Genomic DNA, 17,605 nt, shown 5'->3' with positions numbered 1-17,605 from the left:
TGCGCGTCATGTCAGTTGAAGAGTGCCTGTACGTTCTTCATCGCGTCATCGGCAAAGCCTTGCAGGAAGGCTTCGAACGCCGGTACGTCTTCCTTGCCGCCCGTGTAGGGCTGACCAATGATGGTCCAGGTCGCCAGGCTCTGGTTCGGGCCTTGTGGCACCACCTCCATCAGCGCCCACAGGTTGCCGATGTTCAGCGAGGTGTAGATCAGTGACCAGGTCATGGTCATGGCTTGGTCGTCATGGCTGTTGAGTTGCTCGATCACCACATTGCCGTCCTTGAACAGCTTTTTGCGTACCGAACGCACGCCCTCGCCCGTCATATCGATATGAGACAAGGCCGGAATAAACTTCGCGAAACCGGCGAAATCTCCGACCACACTCCACACACTGCGAGCTTCGGCATTCACGCTGACGCTGGCGACGACAGGGTTGCCCACCGGGTTACGGACCAGGGTATCGGGTTGTTGCATGAGAGAGCTCCTTTTTTCCGAAGGGCGGATAGTGGGCGCCTACCAAATGCAGTGGGCTGTACAAGTTCAACACCTGCTTGGCGTGGTTATCCGCTCTTGGCTGACTGCCGTAATGCCAAGGCTGCTACCCCGCACACGATCAACGCAATACAGGACACATAAAACGCATCGCTGTAGGCCATCAGGTACGCCTCACGACGCACGGTGTGGATCAAGCCCTCAAGGACCTGCTGTTGAGCGGGTAATAGCTGGTTGAAGATAAAAGCCTCGCTGTCAGCCATGCTGGCGCGCAGGCGCTCCTGAAAGGACGGGGAAAACAGCGTGATCGACTCCCCTACCCGCTCAGAGTGAAAGCGCTCGCGCATGGCCACGATCTGCGTCAGGCCCGCGGTACCCACGGCACCACCCAGGTTGCGCAGCATGGAGAACAAGGCCGAGGCGGAGCCGGCTTCATCTTTGGCCAGGCCAGACACCGCGAGCACGGAAAGCGCCACCATGATCAGCGGCTGCCCGATGCCCCGTACCACGGTGGACGGAATAATCACGTTGGCGGCGCTGTCCACGTCCAGGTGCGCGCCGAGGTAGCACCCCAGGGCCATAATGAAAAAGCCACTGGCGACCATCAGTTTCGGGTTGAGCCACTTCATCAGGCGCGGCATGAACGGCGCCAGTACCAGCTGCACCATGCCGTAGGCGATCAGGCTGATGCCAATCTCCCGGGCGTTGTAGCCCTGCAGTTGGGACAGGTAATTGGGCACCAGGAACACCAGGCCGAAAGTCGCCCCGCCAAAGATGAACATCGCTGCGCTGGCCACGCCGAAGTTGTAGCTCTTGAGCAGGCGCAGGTTGATGAAGGAGCGACTGCCATACAACTGCGACAGCACGAAGTACACCAGGGCCACGCCGGCCACCAGTGACATCCACACAATGAAATCGGAGCCAAACCAGTCCTTGCGGCCACCTTCTTCCAGCACGATCTGCAAGCCACCCAGGCCGACGATCATGGCGATGATCCCGCCCCAATCGCCGCGTTTGAGCAGGCTCAACTGCATGGGCTTGGCATCGATCGACCATGCCACCGCCAACAGCAAGAGAATGCCGGGGGCCAGTTGCAGGTAAAAGATCCAGCGCCAGGAATAGGCATCGGTCAGCCAGCCACCAATGGACGGCCCGGCGGCCTGGGCGACGCTGTTGGACAGCGCGAACAAGGCCATGCCCATCGCGATCTTGCTGGGCGGCAGTTCAGTGATGATCAGCTGGAATGACAAGGGAATCAGCACTGCGCCGGCGGCGCCCTGGATCACCCGAATGATGATCATCACTTCCAGGTTGGGCGCCCAGGAGCAGGCAATGGACGCCACCAAAAACACAAACGAGCCCACGAGCATCACACGCCGCAGAGAGAACACCTGCACCAACCAGGCGGTCAGCGGGATCATCACGATTTCCGCGACCAGGTAGGCGGTGGAAATCCACGAGCCTTCTTCGAACGTCGCCCCCAGGGAGCCTTCGATCTCCGGCAGCGCGGCGCTGGTCACGTGCACGTTCATGCCGGCCATGAAACAACCGAACAGCCCACCGATCACGGCCACCCAGGCGCGAAAGGAGACGCTCTTTTCAGCCGATTCAGTCATGTGCAGCGCCCTGCTTATCTGGGCGGGTGTCCACCGTGGTGATGACCGACATGCCCGGCAGGATAGGTCCGCCTTCGTCATGCTCATCAATGACGATTTTCACTGGAAAGCGTTGCACGATCTTGGTGAAGTTGCCGGTGGCGTTATCCGACGGCAACAGTGCGAACACCGCCCCGGAGCCTGGCGAGAAGCTCACCACATGGCCTTTGAGCTTGCGTCCCGAATAACTGTCGACGCTGATATCCACCGGTTGGCCGGCACGCATATCGCGCAATTGGGTTTCTTTGTAGTTGGCCACGACGTAAGCCTGCTGCAAAGGCACCACCGCCAGCAGTGGCAACCCTGGCGCGACGTATTGGCGGGTACGGACTTTGCGCTGCCCCACCACGCCGTCGATGGGTGAGCGGATCAAGGTGTCCTCCAACGCATGCGTCGCCAGGTTCAACTGCGCCTCGGCCTGGCTGCGCCGGGCTATCTGCTGCTGGAGCGAAGCCTGGGCCAGTTGACGGCGGGTGATGGCCACGGTCAAGCGGGTTTCCTGCTGGCGTTGCATCGCCTTGGCAATTTCCACCGCAGCATTGGCCTGGGTGTAACTGGCGGCGGCCGTTTCCAGACGCTGCGCGCTGGCAGCATGTTCGCGCACCAAGCCTTCGTAGCGACGCTGGTCGAGGCTTGCGCGGCGTAACTCAGCGGCCACACTGCGAGCATGGGCCTCAGCCTGGGCAACCCCGGCCTTTTGCTGGGCGATCAGGCTGTCAGTGACTGTCAAGTTGGCCTCTTGCGCTGCCACCGAGGCCTGGGTCTCGGCCAGTTCTGCGCGGGCTTGTGCCAAGCGGGCCTGGTAGTCACGGTCCTCGATGCGTACCAGCACATCCCCTGCCTTGACCGGCTGATCATCCTCTACCATCACCTCGGCCACGTAGCCTGAGACTTTCGGGCTGATGGGGATCCAGTCGGCCCGCACATACGCATCATCGGTCTGCTCCAGGTAGCGGCCGACGGTCATCCAGTACAGGCCGAACACCGTCACCGCGATCAACAGCGCGGCGCCACCCTGCAGGATCAGATGTCTTTTGCGGCGTGTGTTGCGCGCAGGCACTTGTTCATCCTGGACAGCAGTTTTTTCATCAACGGCGATATTCATGGCTGGGTACCGGAAAAAGTGGTGTAAGCATGGGTGGAAACTGAAGACTGCCAACCACCGCCAAGGGCACGGAACAGGCTGATCTGGCGTTGCAGTAACCGGTCATCGGCGTCGGCTCGGGCGGCCTGCAAACGGATCAGTTCACGCTCACTGTCCAGTACGTCGAGAAAGTCGATGGCCCCCGCGTCATAGTTGAATTGGGCCAAGGTGTAGGCCTGGCGGCTGCTCTCCAGCGCCTGGCTCAGGGCCGCATGACGCTGCCGTTCGCCGTCGTACAACGCCAGGGCCTGGCGCACCTCCTTGAGGGCCTTGAGGACGCTGGCCTCGAACTGCGCGACCTCCACCTGCTCGAGTGCCCGTGCCTGCTTGACCCGCGCGCGGTTGGCCTGCCAATTAGGGAACTGCCAGGTAATCAGTGGGCCGATGCCGAACATCACCGCACTGCTGTCCCCCAGCTCATGGGGTTTGTTGGCCGAGGAGGACACTGAAGCGCCGAAGGTCACCTTGGGGTACAGGTCGGCCTGGACGATATCCACTTGCAGCGTGGCCGCCTGCAACGCGCGCTCGGCCTGACGTATGTCGGGGCGGCGCGCCAATAGTTGCCAGCCATCACCCACCGGCAACTCGGCATTGAGTTGGGGCACCACTTCACACGTTGCGGCGCCAGAGCCTTGGTCCAGTTCAGCGACGCCCGTCAGCATGGCCAATTCGTAGAGCGCGGCTTGTCGACGCGCCTCCAACATCGGCAGCAACGCCTGGGTTTCGCCTTGCAGGGCTTGCATGCGGCTGTATTCAAGGTCTGTCACCACACCGGCCTGGCGCTGGCGATCGGTCAACGCCAGGCTATGCGCGACCACGTCCAACGAATGGCGCTGGACCTTGGCACGCGCGCCCAGGGCGCAGGCATTCACATAGGCGCGAGTGGTTTGCGCCACGACCGTGATGCGCAGCAAGTCCTCGGCATCCTGCGCCGCTGCGGTTTGCACGTGGGCACGTTCAATGGTGCGCTGAACCTGGCCCCACACATCCACTTGATAAGCCAGCTCGAAGCCTGGGTTGAATGCCCACTCTGACGGCGCATGGCTATCGGTGGCCTTGGCCAGCGTCTGGTCATCGGCCGTCTTGCCATAAGCGGCCCCCAGCGACGCCTGGGTGGACGGCCAGCGCTCGGCATCGGCCTGCTGGATCCCGGCCAGCATCGCTTGCACATGGGCCTGGGCCGCCGCCAGGTCGCGGTTGTGCAGCAACGCCTGTTGCACCAGCGCATCGAGTTGCGGATCGTTGTACAACTGCCACCAGCGCTCGGGCAGTGCCTGGGCCGACACGCCTTGCGGCAGGCGACTCAGGGCATTGATGCGTTCCGGATGTGGCTGGGCCGGTGTATGGGCGATCCAGGACGAACACCCTGCCAACAACGCCACCGCCACGCCGAGCAGCGAGAGACGGCCATGCCGTGGGAAAAAAGAAGGCGAACCCATCGAAGAAATCCAGAAAGCCAAGTAGAGACGCAGGGTAAAAGCGCAACGGGGTGCGCATCTCCCGAGTTCTGGACAACCATCGTTTCGATTGGGACAAGGTGGGGCGGCGCTTCCGAATCGCGCGTCGAACTCGTTCAGAAATGTGGGAGCGGGCTTGCCCGCGAAGGGGGTGTGTCCGTCGATGCATCTGTTACTGCACTAAAGCTTTCGCAGGCGAGCCAGCTCCCACAACCGCTGTGAATTCAGACCAGGCGGCAGTGACTTGGCGTGTAACCCAGGGTGCGCTTGAACATCGCGGTAAATGCACTCGGGCTTTGGTAACCGTGCTCCAAGGCCACCTCCAAAATGGAGGCCCCACTGGCCAGCCGCTGCATGCTGAGCAGCAACCGCGTGCGCTTGCGCCACTCGCTATAACTCATGCCCAGCTCTTTCTGAAACAACCGCGCCAGGGTGCGCGAACTCATATTGAGCTGCGCCGCCCAACACTCCAGTTTCGACTCCTGGGAAGGGTTGTCGATAAAGTCCGCGCACAGCGCCTTGAGCCTCGGCTCATCCGGAATCGGCACATGCGCCAGCACTCGCTGCGCGCGGTCAAGCTCCGAGAAAATCAGCTCGACAATTTGCACATGACGCAACGACGCCGCCTGGCTTTCAGGTTCATCGCCTGCAGCCACAATCAGCTCGCGCAGCAACGGTGAAACCCTGATCACCTCGCACTCCTGCGCCAACCGACCATGCGCCCCCGGCGAGATCAGCAAGGTGCGCATACGCACCTCGCCGGTCATGCGGATCTGATGCTCCATCGCCGGTGGCACCCACAGGGCATGCCCGGAAGGCAGCACCCAGGTTGCCTGCTGCACCGACACCAGCATCACACCGTTGATGGCATAGACCAGTTGGCCCTCGTCATGTCGATGGGCAGGCACGATGTCACCGTGAAGATAGTTACCGGCGAGGGCTGCCAAGGGGGTATGCGCGTTCATCTCAGGAGGCCGCGAGCAGGTGAGGTCGGCTAGTGTTGGAAGGATCCTGGGGCGTCATGTCGTTTCTCCTTTTTTGAACAGAGTGACCCGTTGGGCCTCGGTGGCGACTGGATTCAATACTAAACAAAGAAAGGGTGGGGGAATTGCGTATTGAGTTGGGTATTGGGAAAAAACGTCGAGGAAAAATTAAAAAAGCCGGAATATTGGGGAGTGGATTTCAATAAAGAGAGATTGATACTTTTGGGGATAATAGGGGCTCGCAAAAAGGCCCTGTGGGCCTGTCACCTTTTTTCCTTTACTTAGGTTGATCGCCAGGAAACGTGTCGGAAACCGGCCGGGACGGATTGAGCCTCGCGCCATAAAACGAAGACCCAAACCTTACCCGATGCTGATGCAAACGCGTTCGGCGGCAAGGGCCGAGGTCAGGAGAAATGGACAACCAAAGAAGGTTAAGTAAGTGCCATTCAAATCTGTCCCCTTTTTCTACTTTTTCCAAATACCAGTGCCTTTTTTGTCTTTACGACTTTTCAGCCATGACAACATCCAAATACCCGCACCTACTGGAACCCCGCAGTAAGCAGCGACTTTCAGAGAGGCATTGATAACGCCAGCCTCAAGCGCCCAATGACCCAGCTTGAAATATGCAATCGTCGCCACGAGTAAATTACCGACAATACCTACCACAAAAAAAACCAGAAAAAAATACACAACTAGCGTACCCAATAGGTACCAACCTACCGTTTTTGGCTTCACTTAAAGACCACCTGGCGGTTGTGACCACGCTGTACAACATGATGAGGATAGTTGGGCAAAACGACACGTCCCACTCTGGGCATAGGTAACCTCCTTCCTTAGAGAATTACAGCCTAGCAAATTGGGAAAAAATAAATCTGCCCCTTTTTTTGTTTATTCAGAATAAATCAGAAAGAAAGCTGATCCAAAATCTCTCTCACTTTTACGGTATCTTCCGGATGAAGACTTACATACTTATCACATGCTAGCCGTATGTATTTAGAGCAAATTTCTTCACTTACAACAACTGTATCTTCATTTTTTGGCGGATAACCATAAGCGAACTCAACACCTTCAAAATGCTCCTCCTCAAAAAAACTATTTAAATCAGGAAAATTGCAGTACGCACCATCCGTACTGAAGCCCCACCTTTTCACCAATAGCTCAAGAGATTTTATAAAATTACCATCGTGATACATCCGATCAAAATACCCCTTCACTATCCAGTAAGGGTCTGAATCAGTATATGGCTGTCCAAATAGCTCTTTCATATCAATCCTCACTGTGGGTGAAAGTTAGTAACTGCCCCTGTAGCCTTGTCAAGGTAGACCCTAAAGCTAACGCCCCCGGCAGTAGCATCATATTGAGTCACCCCCTTCGACAAAGCACCCCTGTATCCACTGGCCGCAGCCTGCTGTCCAAGATCAAGGATCTTTTGATCAGAGAAGACCTTCGGATCATAAACAGTCTTAGTAAACTCTTTCGCTTTATAGCCGATCACATTTCCAGCTCGATCATAAGCCGGTATCTGATATTCAATATTTGTAATCCCCTTAACAGAAGTCGGTGTCTCACCCAATATCTTTATGCCATTTGAAGATGCGGCCTGAGAGAATGCATTAAGATTATGGGTTCCGCTAACCCCACTTTTCTGGGTCAATCCATCGAAACTACTCAGATGGTTTTTGATGCTCGGATTAAAGCTCATGCCTTCCGGGAAGCTTGCAGCCCCTTTTGCACCGACGCCACCTCCACTCGGCCTCATTCCTCCAAGCGACGCGCCTAGTAATGTACCAGCAGCAGCATCCCAAAATGAAGACTGATCACCATCCCGCAATGCCGCCAGTTCCGTGGCTATCGTTAAAGTCGCAGTGGTGTTATTGCTGATGATAATAGCCGCAATCGTAGTGGCTTCACTGGTATGACCTTGTGCATAGAGCGATTTGGCCAACTCACGCAGCTTGGGCTCATCCGCGATTAAACGATTTGATGCTGCATCGCATGCGGCGGGAGCAGCTTGGCAAACCGATCGCAGCTCCCCGTTTCTAGCTTCGTCAAGTTGCGCGTAGCGGGCACGAACCTCATTTTTCTCAGCCTCGGTTTTCTTACTAGCAACCTCCTCAGTCATCTCCTCCACTTCTTGGTGAAACAGATAGTTGTATTGCGTTGCGTTACCCGCTACCCATGCCCCCGTTTGCAGATTTTTAGCGTCGGCATCGCCTTGTACCGATGCCGCAAGCACCCCAAGCAACTGCGAGTTCATGACCAGCAAACCTTTCTTCTGGTCATCGGGCATGCCGGCATAGTGCTTGGCGAGGCTATCCAGCAATGCCTCATTCACACCCGCTGCCAGAGCGCCTGTGCGGAAATCTCCTCCAGAAGCCTCAGCTGCCAACCCGCCCATCAAGGCATGCAGCCCAATCTTGGTAATGCCACTTTCTGCAAACCGGTTCTTGGAAATATCCCCGACCAGGTTGAATCCATAAGCCGCAAATGCGTTAGCCAAACTACTCTGCAACGCGTCGCCAAGACGGGCTTCGCCCCCGAGCGCCCGATCCACCAATAGGGATGTTCCGTTTTGCATTACTTGGTTGGCCGTGAACTGCCCCACGCCTTGCCAAGTGCTCAACGGACTTACGGTGGCAACTGCACCTGAGTTGGGGAGTGCAGTGGAAGTGCCTGTCTGAGTGCCGGTCCATTTGTCATAGACACCTGCAGTCAAGCCAGCAGTGACGCCGGACACCACGTAGCCTCTCATCGCGTCGCTGGAAGTGACATCCTTTAAGACGGTGCTCAGGTTTCCACGGTTATTGATGGTGCTGATCGCGCCGTTACTCGCCATGCCAGCAAGCACGGTACTGCCCGCAGCATTGGCCCACCCGGCAGACGTGGCCGCAGTCCCAACAGCCGTTGCCCCCGCCATCGATGTTCCCGAACCCGCTGCGGCAATTGCACCGCTGGCGGCGCCCATCGTGAAGTAGGTAACAATGATCGCGATGATGATCTGCGCGCCGGCGCCCAAGCCTGAATTGCTGTACTTGAAACTGTCGTGCAGTTCTTTAACCTGGCGCCAATCCACGTCCCCGCGCTGCTCGGCCTCTTTTAGCCAGGCCAGTTGCGGGTCAGCCTTGACCATCACATCAATCGTCTGGCTAACCGTATTTTGATCGATCTGCTTGATGTCAATTTTCAAGCCATCGACGGCTTTAATCACCACGCTGCCTTCTGCAATCATCTGCGTTTGGCGTAGCGTCTCGTCGGTATTCCCTTTGCCCTTGGAGCTGGTCCAGGCGAGGTCGCCCTTGCTCTTGGTGTGGCTCTCGTCATGCAGATCCTTCACTGCCTCAAACGTCACCGCCCCACCGCTGACAATCGCAATATCCCCCCCACTCTCAAGCTTCGCCGCCTGATACTTCTGATCACCCCCACTCTCCAGCGTCAAATCCCCCCCAGTCTTGATCTCGCTCCCGACATTCTTCACATCGGTCACTTCATCACGCTGGGTTTTCTTGCTGCCCCAACTGCCCTTCTTGCTCATGTCGTACAGCGAGTAATGGCTGTCCTGCGCCGCCAGCATTTGCAGCTCGTTATCCGCATGCACATAGGCTTCATTGCCCGCGCTGATTTTGCTGGCGACTAGCGTGAGGTCGGTGCCAGCGATCGCGATCAGGTCGCCGCCGGCTTTGAGTTCGGCGCTTTGTTGGGTGATGTCGTCCAGTTGAGTGGTGGTTTTGGTGCCGCCTTTTTTGCCTTTGGAGTAGTCGTGCTGTTCGTTGGCGGCGGCGGCCAGGGTCAGGTTTTCGCCGGCTTTGACGCTGAGGTCTTTGGCGGCGCTGACGGTGCTGGCGACCACGGCGATGTCGCTGCGGGCGTCGATGGCGAGGTTGCCGCCCACGTCCACGGCGGAGGTGTGTTGCAGGATGGTTTGCTCGGTGCCGCTGATGCGGCGGCGTTGGTAGGCGTAATCGTCTTGTTCGGTCTGGCTGGCGATCAGCACGTCACGCCCGGCGGTGACACTGGCGTTGCCACCGGCCTTGAGGTTGCTGCCGAGGTTGAGCACGTCGCGGCCGGCGTTCAGCTTGAGCGTGTCGGTGGCTTCGAAGCGTGAGGCTTCGCTGGCCACGTCGTTGCGCAGTTGGTAGCCCTGGCCGTCCTGTTTGAAGGTGGTGACGGTGCGTTCGTTGATGATGTCGCCGGTCACGGCGGTGGCGCTGATGTCGCGGCCATTGATGATGCCGCCACGGGTGTTGCGGATCGAGTCGGTGGCGAGCATTTCCAGGCGGTTGCCGGCTTGCATCAGGCCGCTGTTGTCGATGTTGCCGGCCACCATGTTCAGGTTGTTGGTGGCGCGCAAGGTGCCGCTGTTGCGCAGGTCGCCGCCGCTGATCAGGCTCACGTCCTGGCCCTGGATCAGCGCGCCGTTGGGGGCCAGGCGGTTGTTGGCCTGGGCCAGGTAGAGCACGGGGGTGAGGACTTTCTGGCCGTTGATCTCGGCTTCTTCCATCCACACGATGTCGTGGGTCAGTGCCGCGACTTGCTCGGCAGTTAGCGACACGCCCAGTTGCAGGTTGAGCGAGTCCTTGTACGAGATGGCGTTGTCCATCAGGTAGCGGAACAGTGCGTCGTCGCTGGCGAGGCCGTTGATGTAGCGTTGGCCGGTACGGGCCACAACGGCTTCGCGGATCAGACGTTGCTCGTACAGGCCGTCGCCCAAGCGCTTCCAGCTGGCGTCGGGGTTGTAGCCCAGTTTGCCGAGCAGGTAGTCGGAGCTCATGAACTGCTTGAGGTCGGTGAGCGCCGGGTTGGTTTCGATCAGGTATTTGTGGCTGTTGTCTACCGGAGCGATGTCCGGCAGGCCTTGTACGCGGGTGACCGATTGGGCGCGGCTGTCCAAGGCCAACGGGCCTTGGCCGTTGACCGCGCCACTGGCCGGTTGGCCGTCGAGGCTGAAGCCGCGCTCTTGCACGGCGCTGTAGTCGAGGGTTTTCTCGCGGTCGGCGGCGGTGATGACACGTCCGTTTGCGTTGAAGTCACCCTTGGCGGTATCCGCTTTACCCGCTGCACCGGCCTTCGCGGCCTGGCCGCTGAGGCGGAATAAGCCGTTCTCACCCGTTGGCAGGCTGAAGCCCGGCAAGGTCACCGGATTGACTTGGCGTTGGGCCAGGTCTGGCGGTAGCTGCGCAGTGATGGCCGGTTTTACGGTAGAGGCAAATACATCCGAGTTGGTGTTGCGGTTGGCCACCGGGGTGTCGATGTCGGTGGCGTTCGGGCGGATGACGCTGTTGTTGATTTCTTTGGTTGCGTTAACGGTGACCGAGCCGGCTGCCTGGATCACCGCTTGGGCGATCACGCTGCCAGAGGTGGGGACGGTGTAGTCGACAGGTGACGTGAAGAAGGTGTCCGAGAACCTCGTCTTCTCAACAAACTGGTCGAACGTGTACGCACCCGGCTTATAGTCACTTGAGTTGGGATCGTTGCTGCGGTTGAACTGTTCGACTTCGCTCATCAGCAACGAGTAAGCCGACCGGTTGCGTGTGTAGTAGGCGTAACCGAAATTACGCTGTTCACCGCCGGCAGCGCCGGTGTTGTTCAGCACGTCGGTGTTGATCAGGATGTTTTTAGCGGCCGATACCGAGCTGTAGAGGTTATCGAAGGTCTGGCTGCCCACCGTCAGGTCGCCACCGGCATTGATGAATGCGGAGGCGGAGCTGCCTTTGATAACGTCCTCATAGGTTTCGACGCCGCTGAACTTCAGCTCACAGCCTTTGCCTTTGCAGTAGTCGTTGCCGTACACACTGATGCTGGCGGAAACCAGGCTTTTCTCGGTGGTGAACTGGTCGCGCCGGTTGCTCAGGGTATCGGCCAGCAAACGCATATTGCCGTCGCTCTCCAACGTACCGGAGACGTTTTCGATCAGCGCACTGCGCCCATTGGCATCATCGCGAGCAATGTCGAGGCCGCCCAGGCTGTAGACATCGCCAAAGCGGTTACTGAAGTCGTTGACCCGCAGGGTCATCTCTTCGCCGCTGAACAGCAGGCCTTTTTCGTTGAGCAGATGGGTGGCGTTGAGGCGAACGTTCTCGGAGCCGCCCAGGGTGCCGTAGTTGTTCAAGGTGGCGGCGTTGACCGTCAGATCACCTACTGATGTCAGGCGACCACGGTTGTTCAAGACATTGGTGCTCGTGATTTGAGTAAGCGCGCCACCGCCAATACGACCATTCTCGCCCAGGTCCACGTTGGCCGCCGCGAGGGTCATATCGCCCAGGCTGCTGACCCGTCCGTTGCCGCTGTAACCGCCGGTGAGGGTCAGCTTGAGGGTGCCGTCACTGGTCAGCAGGCCGTCGTTGGTCCAGGTGTCGCCCGTGCCGGTCAGGCTTTGTGCGCCGAGCAATTGCCCGCTGGCGGTCTGGGTGAATTGGCCGATGTCGAGGTTCAGGCGCCCGGCCTGGATCACGCTGCTGTTGGTCCAGCTGGCAGCCTTGATGTCCAGTTGGCCGTTGGTGACGAAGCTGCCGCCGGCGCGGGTGACTTGATCGGACGTGAGGTTGAATTTACCGCCGCCAGTGTGGACGATACGCCCGCCGTTGTTATCCAGGCTGGCCGCTTGCAGGTTGAGGGTTTCGTTGGCGCTTTCCAGCGCGCCGAAGCGGTTATCGAACAGGCCCGTGGTGCGAATATCAGTGGTGCCAACCCGGCCCATGGCACGCAGGTTGCCGCTGACGTTGTCGATGGTCTGCGCGACAAGGCTCAGGGTGTCGTCGCTTTCGATCAGGCCATTGCGGTTGCTCAGGGTGCCGGTGAGGCCGAAGTCAATGGTGCGCGCACCGACCTTGCCACCGTTGTTGGCCGCTGTGCCCTGGTTGTTGAAGTCCTGGGCGGTGACTTTGAGCAAGGTGTCGGCATACACACCGCCGCCCTGGTTATTCAGGGTAGTGGTGACAATCCGGCTGTCACCGCCAAGGGCCGACAGATGCCCCAGTTGGTTGAGCAGGCCGCCTTTGGCTTCGATGTTCAACGACTGCGCCTGGGTGATGCCGCTGCCGTTGTTGAACAGCCCAGTGACCAGCTTGATCCAGCCTTTGCTGCTGTTGAGGATGCCACCTGCGGTATTGGCGACGCTGGCCGTTTGCAGGTCCAGGTTGCCACTGAGGCTGTCGACGCGGCCGCCCTGGTTGTTCAGGGCGCCACTGAGGCGCAGGCGATTATCGGTCTGGCTTTGCAGCGTGCCTTGATAGTTGGTGAGGGCGCGGGCGGTAAGGTCGAGCTTGCCCTTCTGGCTGAACATCAGGCCGTCTTGCTGGTTTTGAACGTCACCGGCCAACAGCTTGATCACTAGGTCTTTCTGGCTGGCAAGCGTGCCTTTGGCGCTGTTATCCAGGTCGCCATTGGCGAGGGTCAGGTCAAGGCGATCCTGGCTGACCAGTTGGCCGCCTCGGTTGTCCAGTCTGGCGGCTTTCAGCAACAGGGCTGCGCCACTGGCCAGGCGCGCATTGTTGGCATTGATCAGCGCGCCACTGAGGGTGCCGTCCAAAGTACCTTGGCTGATCAGTTGGCCGGCACTGTTATCCAGGCTCTGGCCGATAAGACTGATGTTGCCGGCGTTGATCCGGCCAGCACGGTTGAGGATTTGGCTCTGGGCGTTATTGAAGCCCAGGTGTTGAGCCGCAGCAATCAGGCCGTTGTTGCTGTTATCCAGCCGACCGGCAACGTTGAGGTCCACATCGGCCTGGCCGGAGATGATCCCCTGATCATTGTTCAGGCTGCCCGCGATGAGCGTTTGTTTGCCCAGGCTGACCAGGGCACCCGCCGCGTGGTTATCCAATACACCGGTGAGGTCAGTGTGCAGGGTGCCACTCTTGCTCGACAACGTGCCCTCGGCGCGGTTGTCGAGGCCATTGCCGACCACCGTCAGACCGTTCCAGCCTGAGATCAAGCCCTTGTTGGCGTTGACCACTGTATCCGCTTCAAGACGCAATTGATCAGCGCTGAGGATGACCCCGCGATCACCGTTATCGATGCGTTTGGCGGCCACGGTAAACGCTGTTTGGCTGGAGATTTCACCCTGTTCGCGGTTGGTCAGGTCGGCCAGGCGCGCGAAGGTCAGCGGGCCTTTGGCGCTGATCAAGCCCGCGCTGTTATCAAGATTTCCGCCTTGCAGATCGAGGCTCACAGCGCGCTCGCCGATCAAGCGGCCCTGGCGCTGGATCAGCTGTTGGACGATGAGCTTCAAGTCGCCCTTGGCCGAGATTTCCCCATCCAGGCTTGAGTCGACTGTTTGCCCGGTCAGGGTCAAATCAGCCTGGCTGTTGATCAACCCGGCAGTGTTATCGAGGTTGGCAGTGGTCAGGTTCAACGCCTGTTGACTGCCGATCACACCCGTGCGGTTATCCACATTGGCAGCGGTGACTGTCTGGCTGCCGTCGCTGACGATTCGCCCGCCCTGGTGATTGTCCAGCGCGCCAGTGTTGAGCGTCTGGAGCGTGCCGGCCGAAAGGCTGCCCTTGTCGCTGTTGTTCAAGGAGCCTGAGGTGGTCGTCAAAACCGTAGCGGCGGTGATCTGCCCTTGGTTATGGTTATCCAGCACGCCGGTGACCTTCAGGTCCAGCGCACCACGGCTGGCGAGCGCGCCACCGGCCTGGTTGTCCAGGCTGTCGGCTGCCACCTGCAGAACGCTCTTGGCGGACAGTACACCTTCCACGCTGTTATCCAGCGCCTTGGCGATACGTACCTGCAGGCTGTCGCCACTGATGACTTTGCCGCCGCGGTTATTCAGCGCATCGGCCATCAACAGGAATGACCGGGTGCTGGAGATTTCACCGCCCTGACTGTTGTCGACGTTGCCCAGGTTGTTCAGCAGCAGTTGGCCCGGTGTCGCGATCAGGCCGTGGTCGCGGTTGATCAGTTGCCCATGGTTCAAGTCCAGTTCGATGTTGGTGTTGCTGACCAGCTCACCACGGTCATGCTGGTCCAGCCCACTCAGGGTTGCCTTGACCGTTGACTTGGCGAAGATCGACCCTTGCTGGCTGTTGTCCAGTTGCCCTGCGTTGAGGGTGATACCAGCGTCACTGCTGATACTGCCGCGCTGGCTGTTATTCAGGCCGGCACTGCGCACATCAACCTGCTGCTTGGCGCTGATCACACCGCCCTGGCTGTTGTTCAGCGCAGCGCTGACCAGCGTGGCTGTGCCATCGGCGAGTAGTTTGCCTGCCTGGTTGTTCAACTGGCCCTGAGTGGTGATCGACAACACATTGGCTGCGGACAAAATGCCGCCCTGGCTGTTGTCCAGCGTACCGGCCTGGATGGTTAACGCGCCCTCGCTGAGCAGCGTGCCCTGCCCTTGGTTGAGCAAGTCGCCGGTCAGGATAACGTTCAGGTCTTTTTGGCTGGTGACACGGCCACCCTGGCTGTTATCCAGTCGGGCGCCGTTCAACACAAGGCTCTCACGCCCCGCCAGCAGGCCTTTGCTTTGGTTGAGCAGACGTTGGACCGTGAGCGTCAGGCCGCTGTCGCCGATCACCTTGCCGGTGGTGTTGTTCAGTTGGTCGGCGACCACCAGCACCTTGGCCTGACTGGATATCTCGCCTTGCTGATTAAGGATGGTCTGGCTGCGCAGGTCCACGCCGTTGGTGGCAGCGATAAGGCCGCCATTACGGTTATCCAGGGAAGTGCCGGTCAGGTTCAGCGCACCGTCGCTGACGAGTTCGCCCGCTTGTTGATTGAGCACACCGACCGTTGCCTGCAAGTCGCCCTTGGCGCTGATGCGACCGGCGCTGTTTTCGAGCTGGTTGGCGTGGAGGGTCAGCGCACCATCGCTGCCCAACTTGCCGCCATTGCTGTTGTTCAACCGGTTCAGTTGCACGTGCGCGGCGGCTTTGGTGCTGATCACGCCCGCTTGGCTGTTATCCAGATCGCCGCCGGTGAGGGTCAGCGCGCCGTCGGCAATGACCAGGCCACCCTGGTTGATCAGGCTGTCGCCGTGCAGCGCCAGGGTGGTTTTGCTGGACGCCAGGCCGCCCTGGCTGTTGTTCAACTGCCCTGCGGCTATTTGTTGAGCCCCCTGGCTGACGAGGTTGCCTTCATTGCGATTGTCCAGCAGCCCGGCGACGGTCAGGTTCATCACGCCCTGGCTGGCAACGGAACCTTTATCGCGGTTATCCAGGCTGGCCGCCTGTACCGTCAGGCTGGTGGCGGAGAAAATCCCCAGGCGGTTATCGATGGCACCGCTGGCGGTCACGTTGAGGTTGCTGCCCAACAATTTGCCGGAACGGTTATCCAGGTTCGTGGCAATCACGGTGGTCTGGCTGGCAGAAATTTCACCCGCCTGGTTACTCAACTGCCCGGCGGTTACACGGGCCTGCGCCTGGCTGGCAACCAGACCGTTATCGTTAGTCAGTTGGCCGGCGTTAAGCGCCAGGTTTTTGAGGCCGATCACGCGACCGCTCTGGTTATCCAGTGCAGCGGTTACGGTAACGTCGGTGCTGTTTTCACTGTGCAGCAGACCGTTGGTGCGGTTATCCAGACCGGTTGCCGTGACTTTGAGCGAGTCCGTACCCAGTAAACGACCACCACGGTTGTCGAGTTGACCGGCGTTAATCACGGCGGTGGTACCGCTCAGAGTGCCGCCTTGATTGCTCAAGGTTTGGTTGGCCGTGGCGGTAAGGGTTCGGCTGGCAACCACGCTGCCGCTATTGCTCAGGTTCGCCGCGTGCAGACTGACATCGCCACCGGCATTGCGGCTTTCATCGGCGTTGACACCGGCTTCGATGATGCCGCTGTTGACCAGCGCCCCACCGCTGGTCACGGTGATGCTGTCGCGGGCCGCAAGGCTTTTCTGGTTGCTCAGGCCTGTCGTGGTTTGTACATCGACCCGCGTGCCAGCATACACCGCACCCGCAGCGTCCAATTGACCGGCCTTGATCACCACCGCTTCGCTGGCTTTGGCATTAGCCAAACTCAGTCGTCCATTGGCATCAAGCTGAATATCCCCGCCACTGGCCATTAACGTACCGTCGAGCTTCACGCCCACGCCAGCCTCGGTGCCCACCAGTTTGATCGCCCCGGCGTACATCCCACCCAACGCCGTCGAGTCAATCGCCAGCTCCGGCTTGGCACTGCCGTCATCTGCGCGGGCAGTGGCGTGCAGGCTTTTAGCATCGACGTCATTACGCCCGGCAACCACGCTCAAGTTGCGCGCATTGATCTGCGCATTGATCCTGGCCGAGCGGGTGATGATTTCGAAACGGTCGACGTTATCGGCGTTCAAGCCTTGGCCGTCGATGGTCACGGCGCCGCCATCAACCTGGTAACGTTGCAGTTGCCCGCTTGCGTCGAGTATCGGTTTACCGGTGGTCAGCGTGACATTGGGGGTGTTGATGAAGCCGCAGCCGCTGCAAGTAATACCGTAGGGGTTGGCGACAATGACTTTGGCCGACTGGCCCGCCACTTCGGTGTAGCCGCGCAGTTGGCTGGGGCTGCCGCCGTTGACTTCGTTGAGGATGATGTTGGCGGCGCGGCCTTGCAGGTTCGGGTTGCCGAGGATGATGCCGCCCAGTTGCGTCGATTGAGTGCGTTCGGTGGCGTTGTTGAGGATCACGCCGTTGGCGCCGACGTTGTAGTCCTTGAACTGGTTGTGGGACAAGCCACTGCCATTAGGGGTGGCGATGTTCACAACCGGCACGCCATTGCCCGCCGCGCCCACAGTGGTGCCGGGGGCGCTGACCACGATGCCTTCGGCCTGGGCCAGCAACGGTTGCCAGAACAGCGCGTTGGCCAGGATCAGCGCCAGGCCACGTTTGGGCAGGCCCAGGAACGCGTCACGGCTTTTCAGGGCAGCAGAAGGCTGGCGAACCAGGAAGGCAAATTGGCGAACATCCATTTCAAA

Annotated in this window: 8 protein-coding genes and 2 pseudogenes; 1 reads left to right on the top strand and 9 read right to left on the bottom strand. The window is 59.4% G+C overall.

Annotation, left to right across the window (positions count from 1 at the left end):
- Positions 1-11: 11 nt before the first annotated feature.
- The 5 genes from BT199_RS17440 to BT199_RS17420 form a co-directional block, all read right to left on the bottom strand.
- Complete coding sequence (locus tag BT199_RS17440) at positions 12-473, bottom strand: SRPBCC family protein (RefSeq protein ID WP_014719706.1); 462 nt, start codon at positions 471-473, stop codon at positions 12-14.
- 86 nt (positions 474-559) lie between these two features.
- On the bottom strand, positions 560-2,107 hold the full coding sequence (locus BT199_RS17435) for an MDR family MFS transporter (protein WP_072435141.1): 1,548 nt from the start codon (positions 2,105-2,107) through the stop codon (positions 560-562).
- Positions 2,100-3,251 carry an HlyD family secretion protein gene (locus tag BT199_RS17430; RefSeq protein WP_072435140.1) on the bottom strand — a complete coding sequence of 384 codons (1,152 nt, stop codon included), beginning with the start codon at positions 3,249-3,251 and terminating at the stop codon, positions 2,100-2,102. The genes BT199_RS17435 and BT199_RS17430 overlap by 8 nt, the downstream gene beginning before the upstream one ends.
- A complete protein-coding gene (locus BT199_RS17425) occupies positions 3,248-4,729 on the bottom strand; it encodes an efflux transporter outer membrane subunit (RefSeq protein ID WP_072435138.1) in 1,482 nt (493 codons plus the stop codon). Before BT199_RS17425 ends, BT199_RS17430 begins: the two co-directional genes overlap by 4 nt.
- 242 nt (positions 4,730-4,971) lie before the next feature.
- Positions 4,972-5,712 carry an AraC family transcriptional regulator gene (locus BT199_RS17420; RefSeq protein WP_072435136.1) on the bottom strand — a complete coding sequence of 247 codons (741 nt, stop codon included), beginning with the start codon at positions 5,710-5,712 and terminating at the stop codon, positions 4,972-4,974.
- Between the two features lie 295 nt (positions 5,713-6,007).
- Here BT199_RS17420 and BT199_RS27515 point away from each other — a divergent pair.
- A pseudogene (locus BT199_RS27515) lies at positions 6,008-6,169 on the top strand (IS4 family transposase); the annotation flags it as partial.
- Between the two features lie 26 nt (positions 6,170-6,195).
- Here BT199_RS27515 and BT199_RS17410 read toward each other — a convergent pair.
- The 4 genes and pseudogenes from BT199_RS17410 to BT199_RS27615 all read right to left on the bottom strand — a co-directional run bounded on the left by BT199_RS17410 (position 6,196) and on the right by BT199_RS27615 (position 17,599).
- The gene (locus BT199_RS17410; RefSeq protein WP_072435135.1) at positions 6,196-6,465 is read right to left on the bottom strand and encodes a hypothetical protein; all 270 of its coding nucleotides are present in this window, start codon (positions 6,463-6,465) and stop codon (positions 6,196-6,198) included.
- A 2-nt stretch (positions 6,466-6,467) separates the two neighbouring features.
- Positions 6,468-6,548, bottom strand: a pseudogene (locus tag BT199_RS17405) (transposase); the annotation flags it as partial.
- Positions 6,549-6,632: 84 nt separating this feature from the next.
- Positions 6,633-6,995, bottom strand: a complete 363-nt coding sequence (gene cdiI / locus BT199_RS17400) for a ribonuclease toxin immunity protein CdiI (protein WP_072435133.1) — start codon at positions 6,993-6,995, stop codon at positions 6,633-6,635.
- An 8-nt stretch (positions 6,996-7,003) separates the two neighbouring features.
- On the bottom strand, positions 7,004-17,599 hold the full coding sequence (locus BT199_RS27615) for a two-partner secretion domain-containing protein (RefSeq protein WP_083535079.1): 10,596 nt from the start codon (positions 17,597-17,599) through the stop codon (positions 7,004-7,006).
- Positions 17,600-17,605: the final 6 nt, after the last annotated feature.

It is taken from the genome of Pseudomonas sp. NFR02 (assembly GCF_900119375.1).
Taxonomy (GTDB): Bacteria; Pseudomonadota; Gammaproteobacteria; order Pseudomonadales; family Pseudomonadaceae; genus Aquipseudomonas; species Aquipseudomonas paracarnis.
This window is presented reverse-complemented; position numbering and strand designations above follow the sequence as displayed.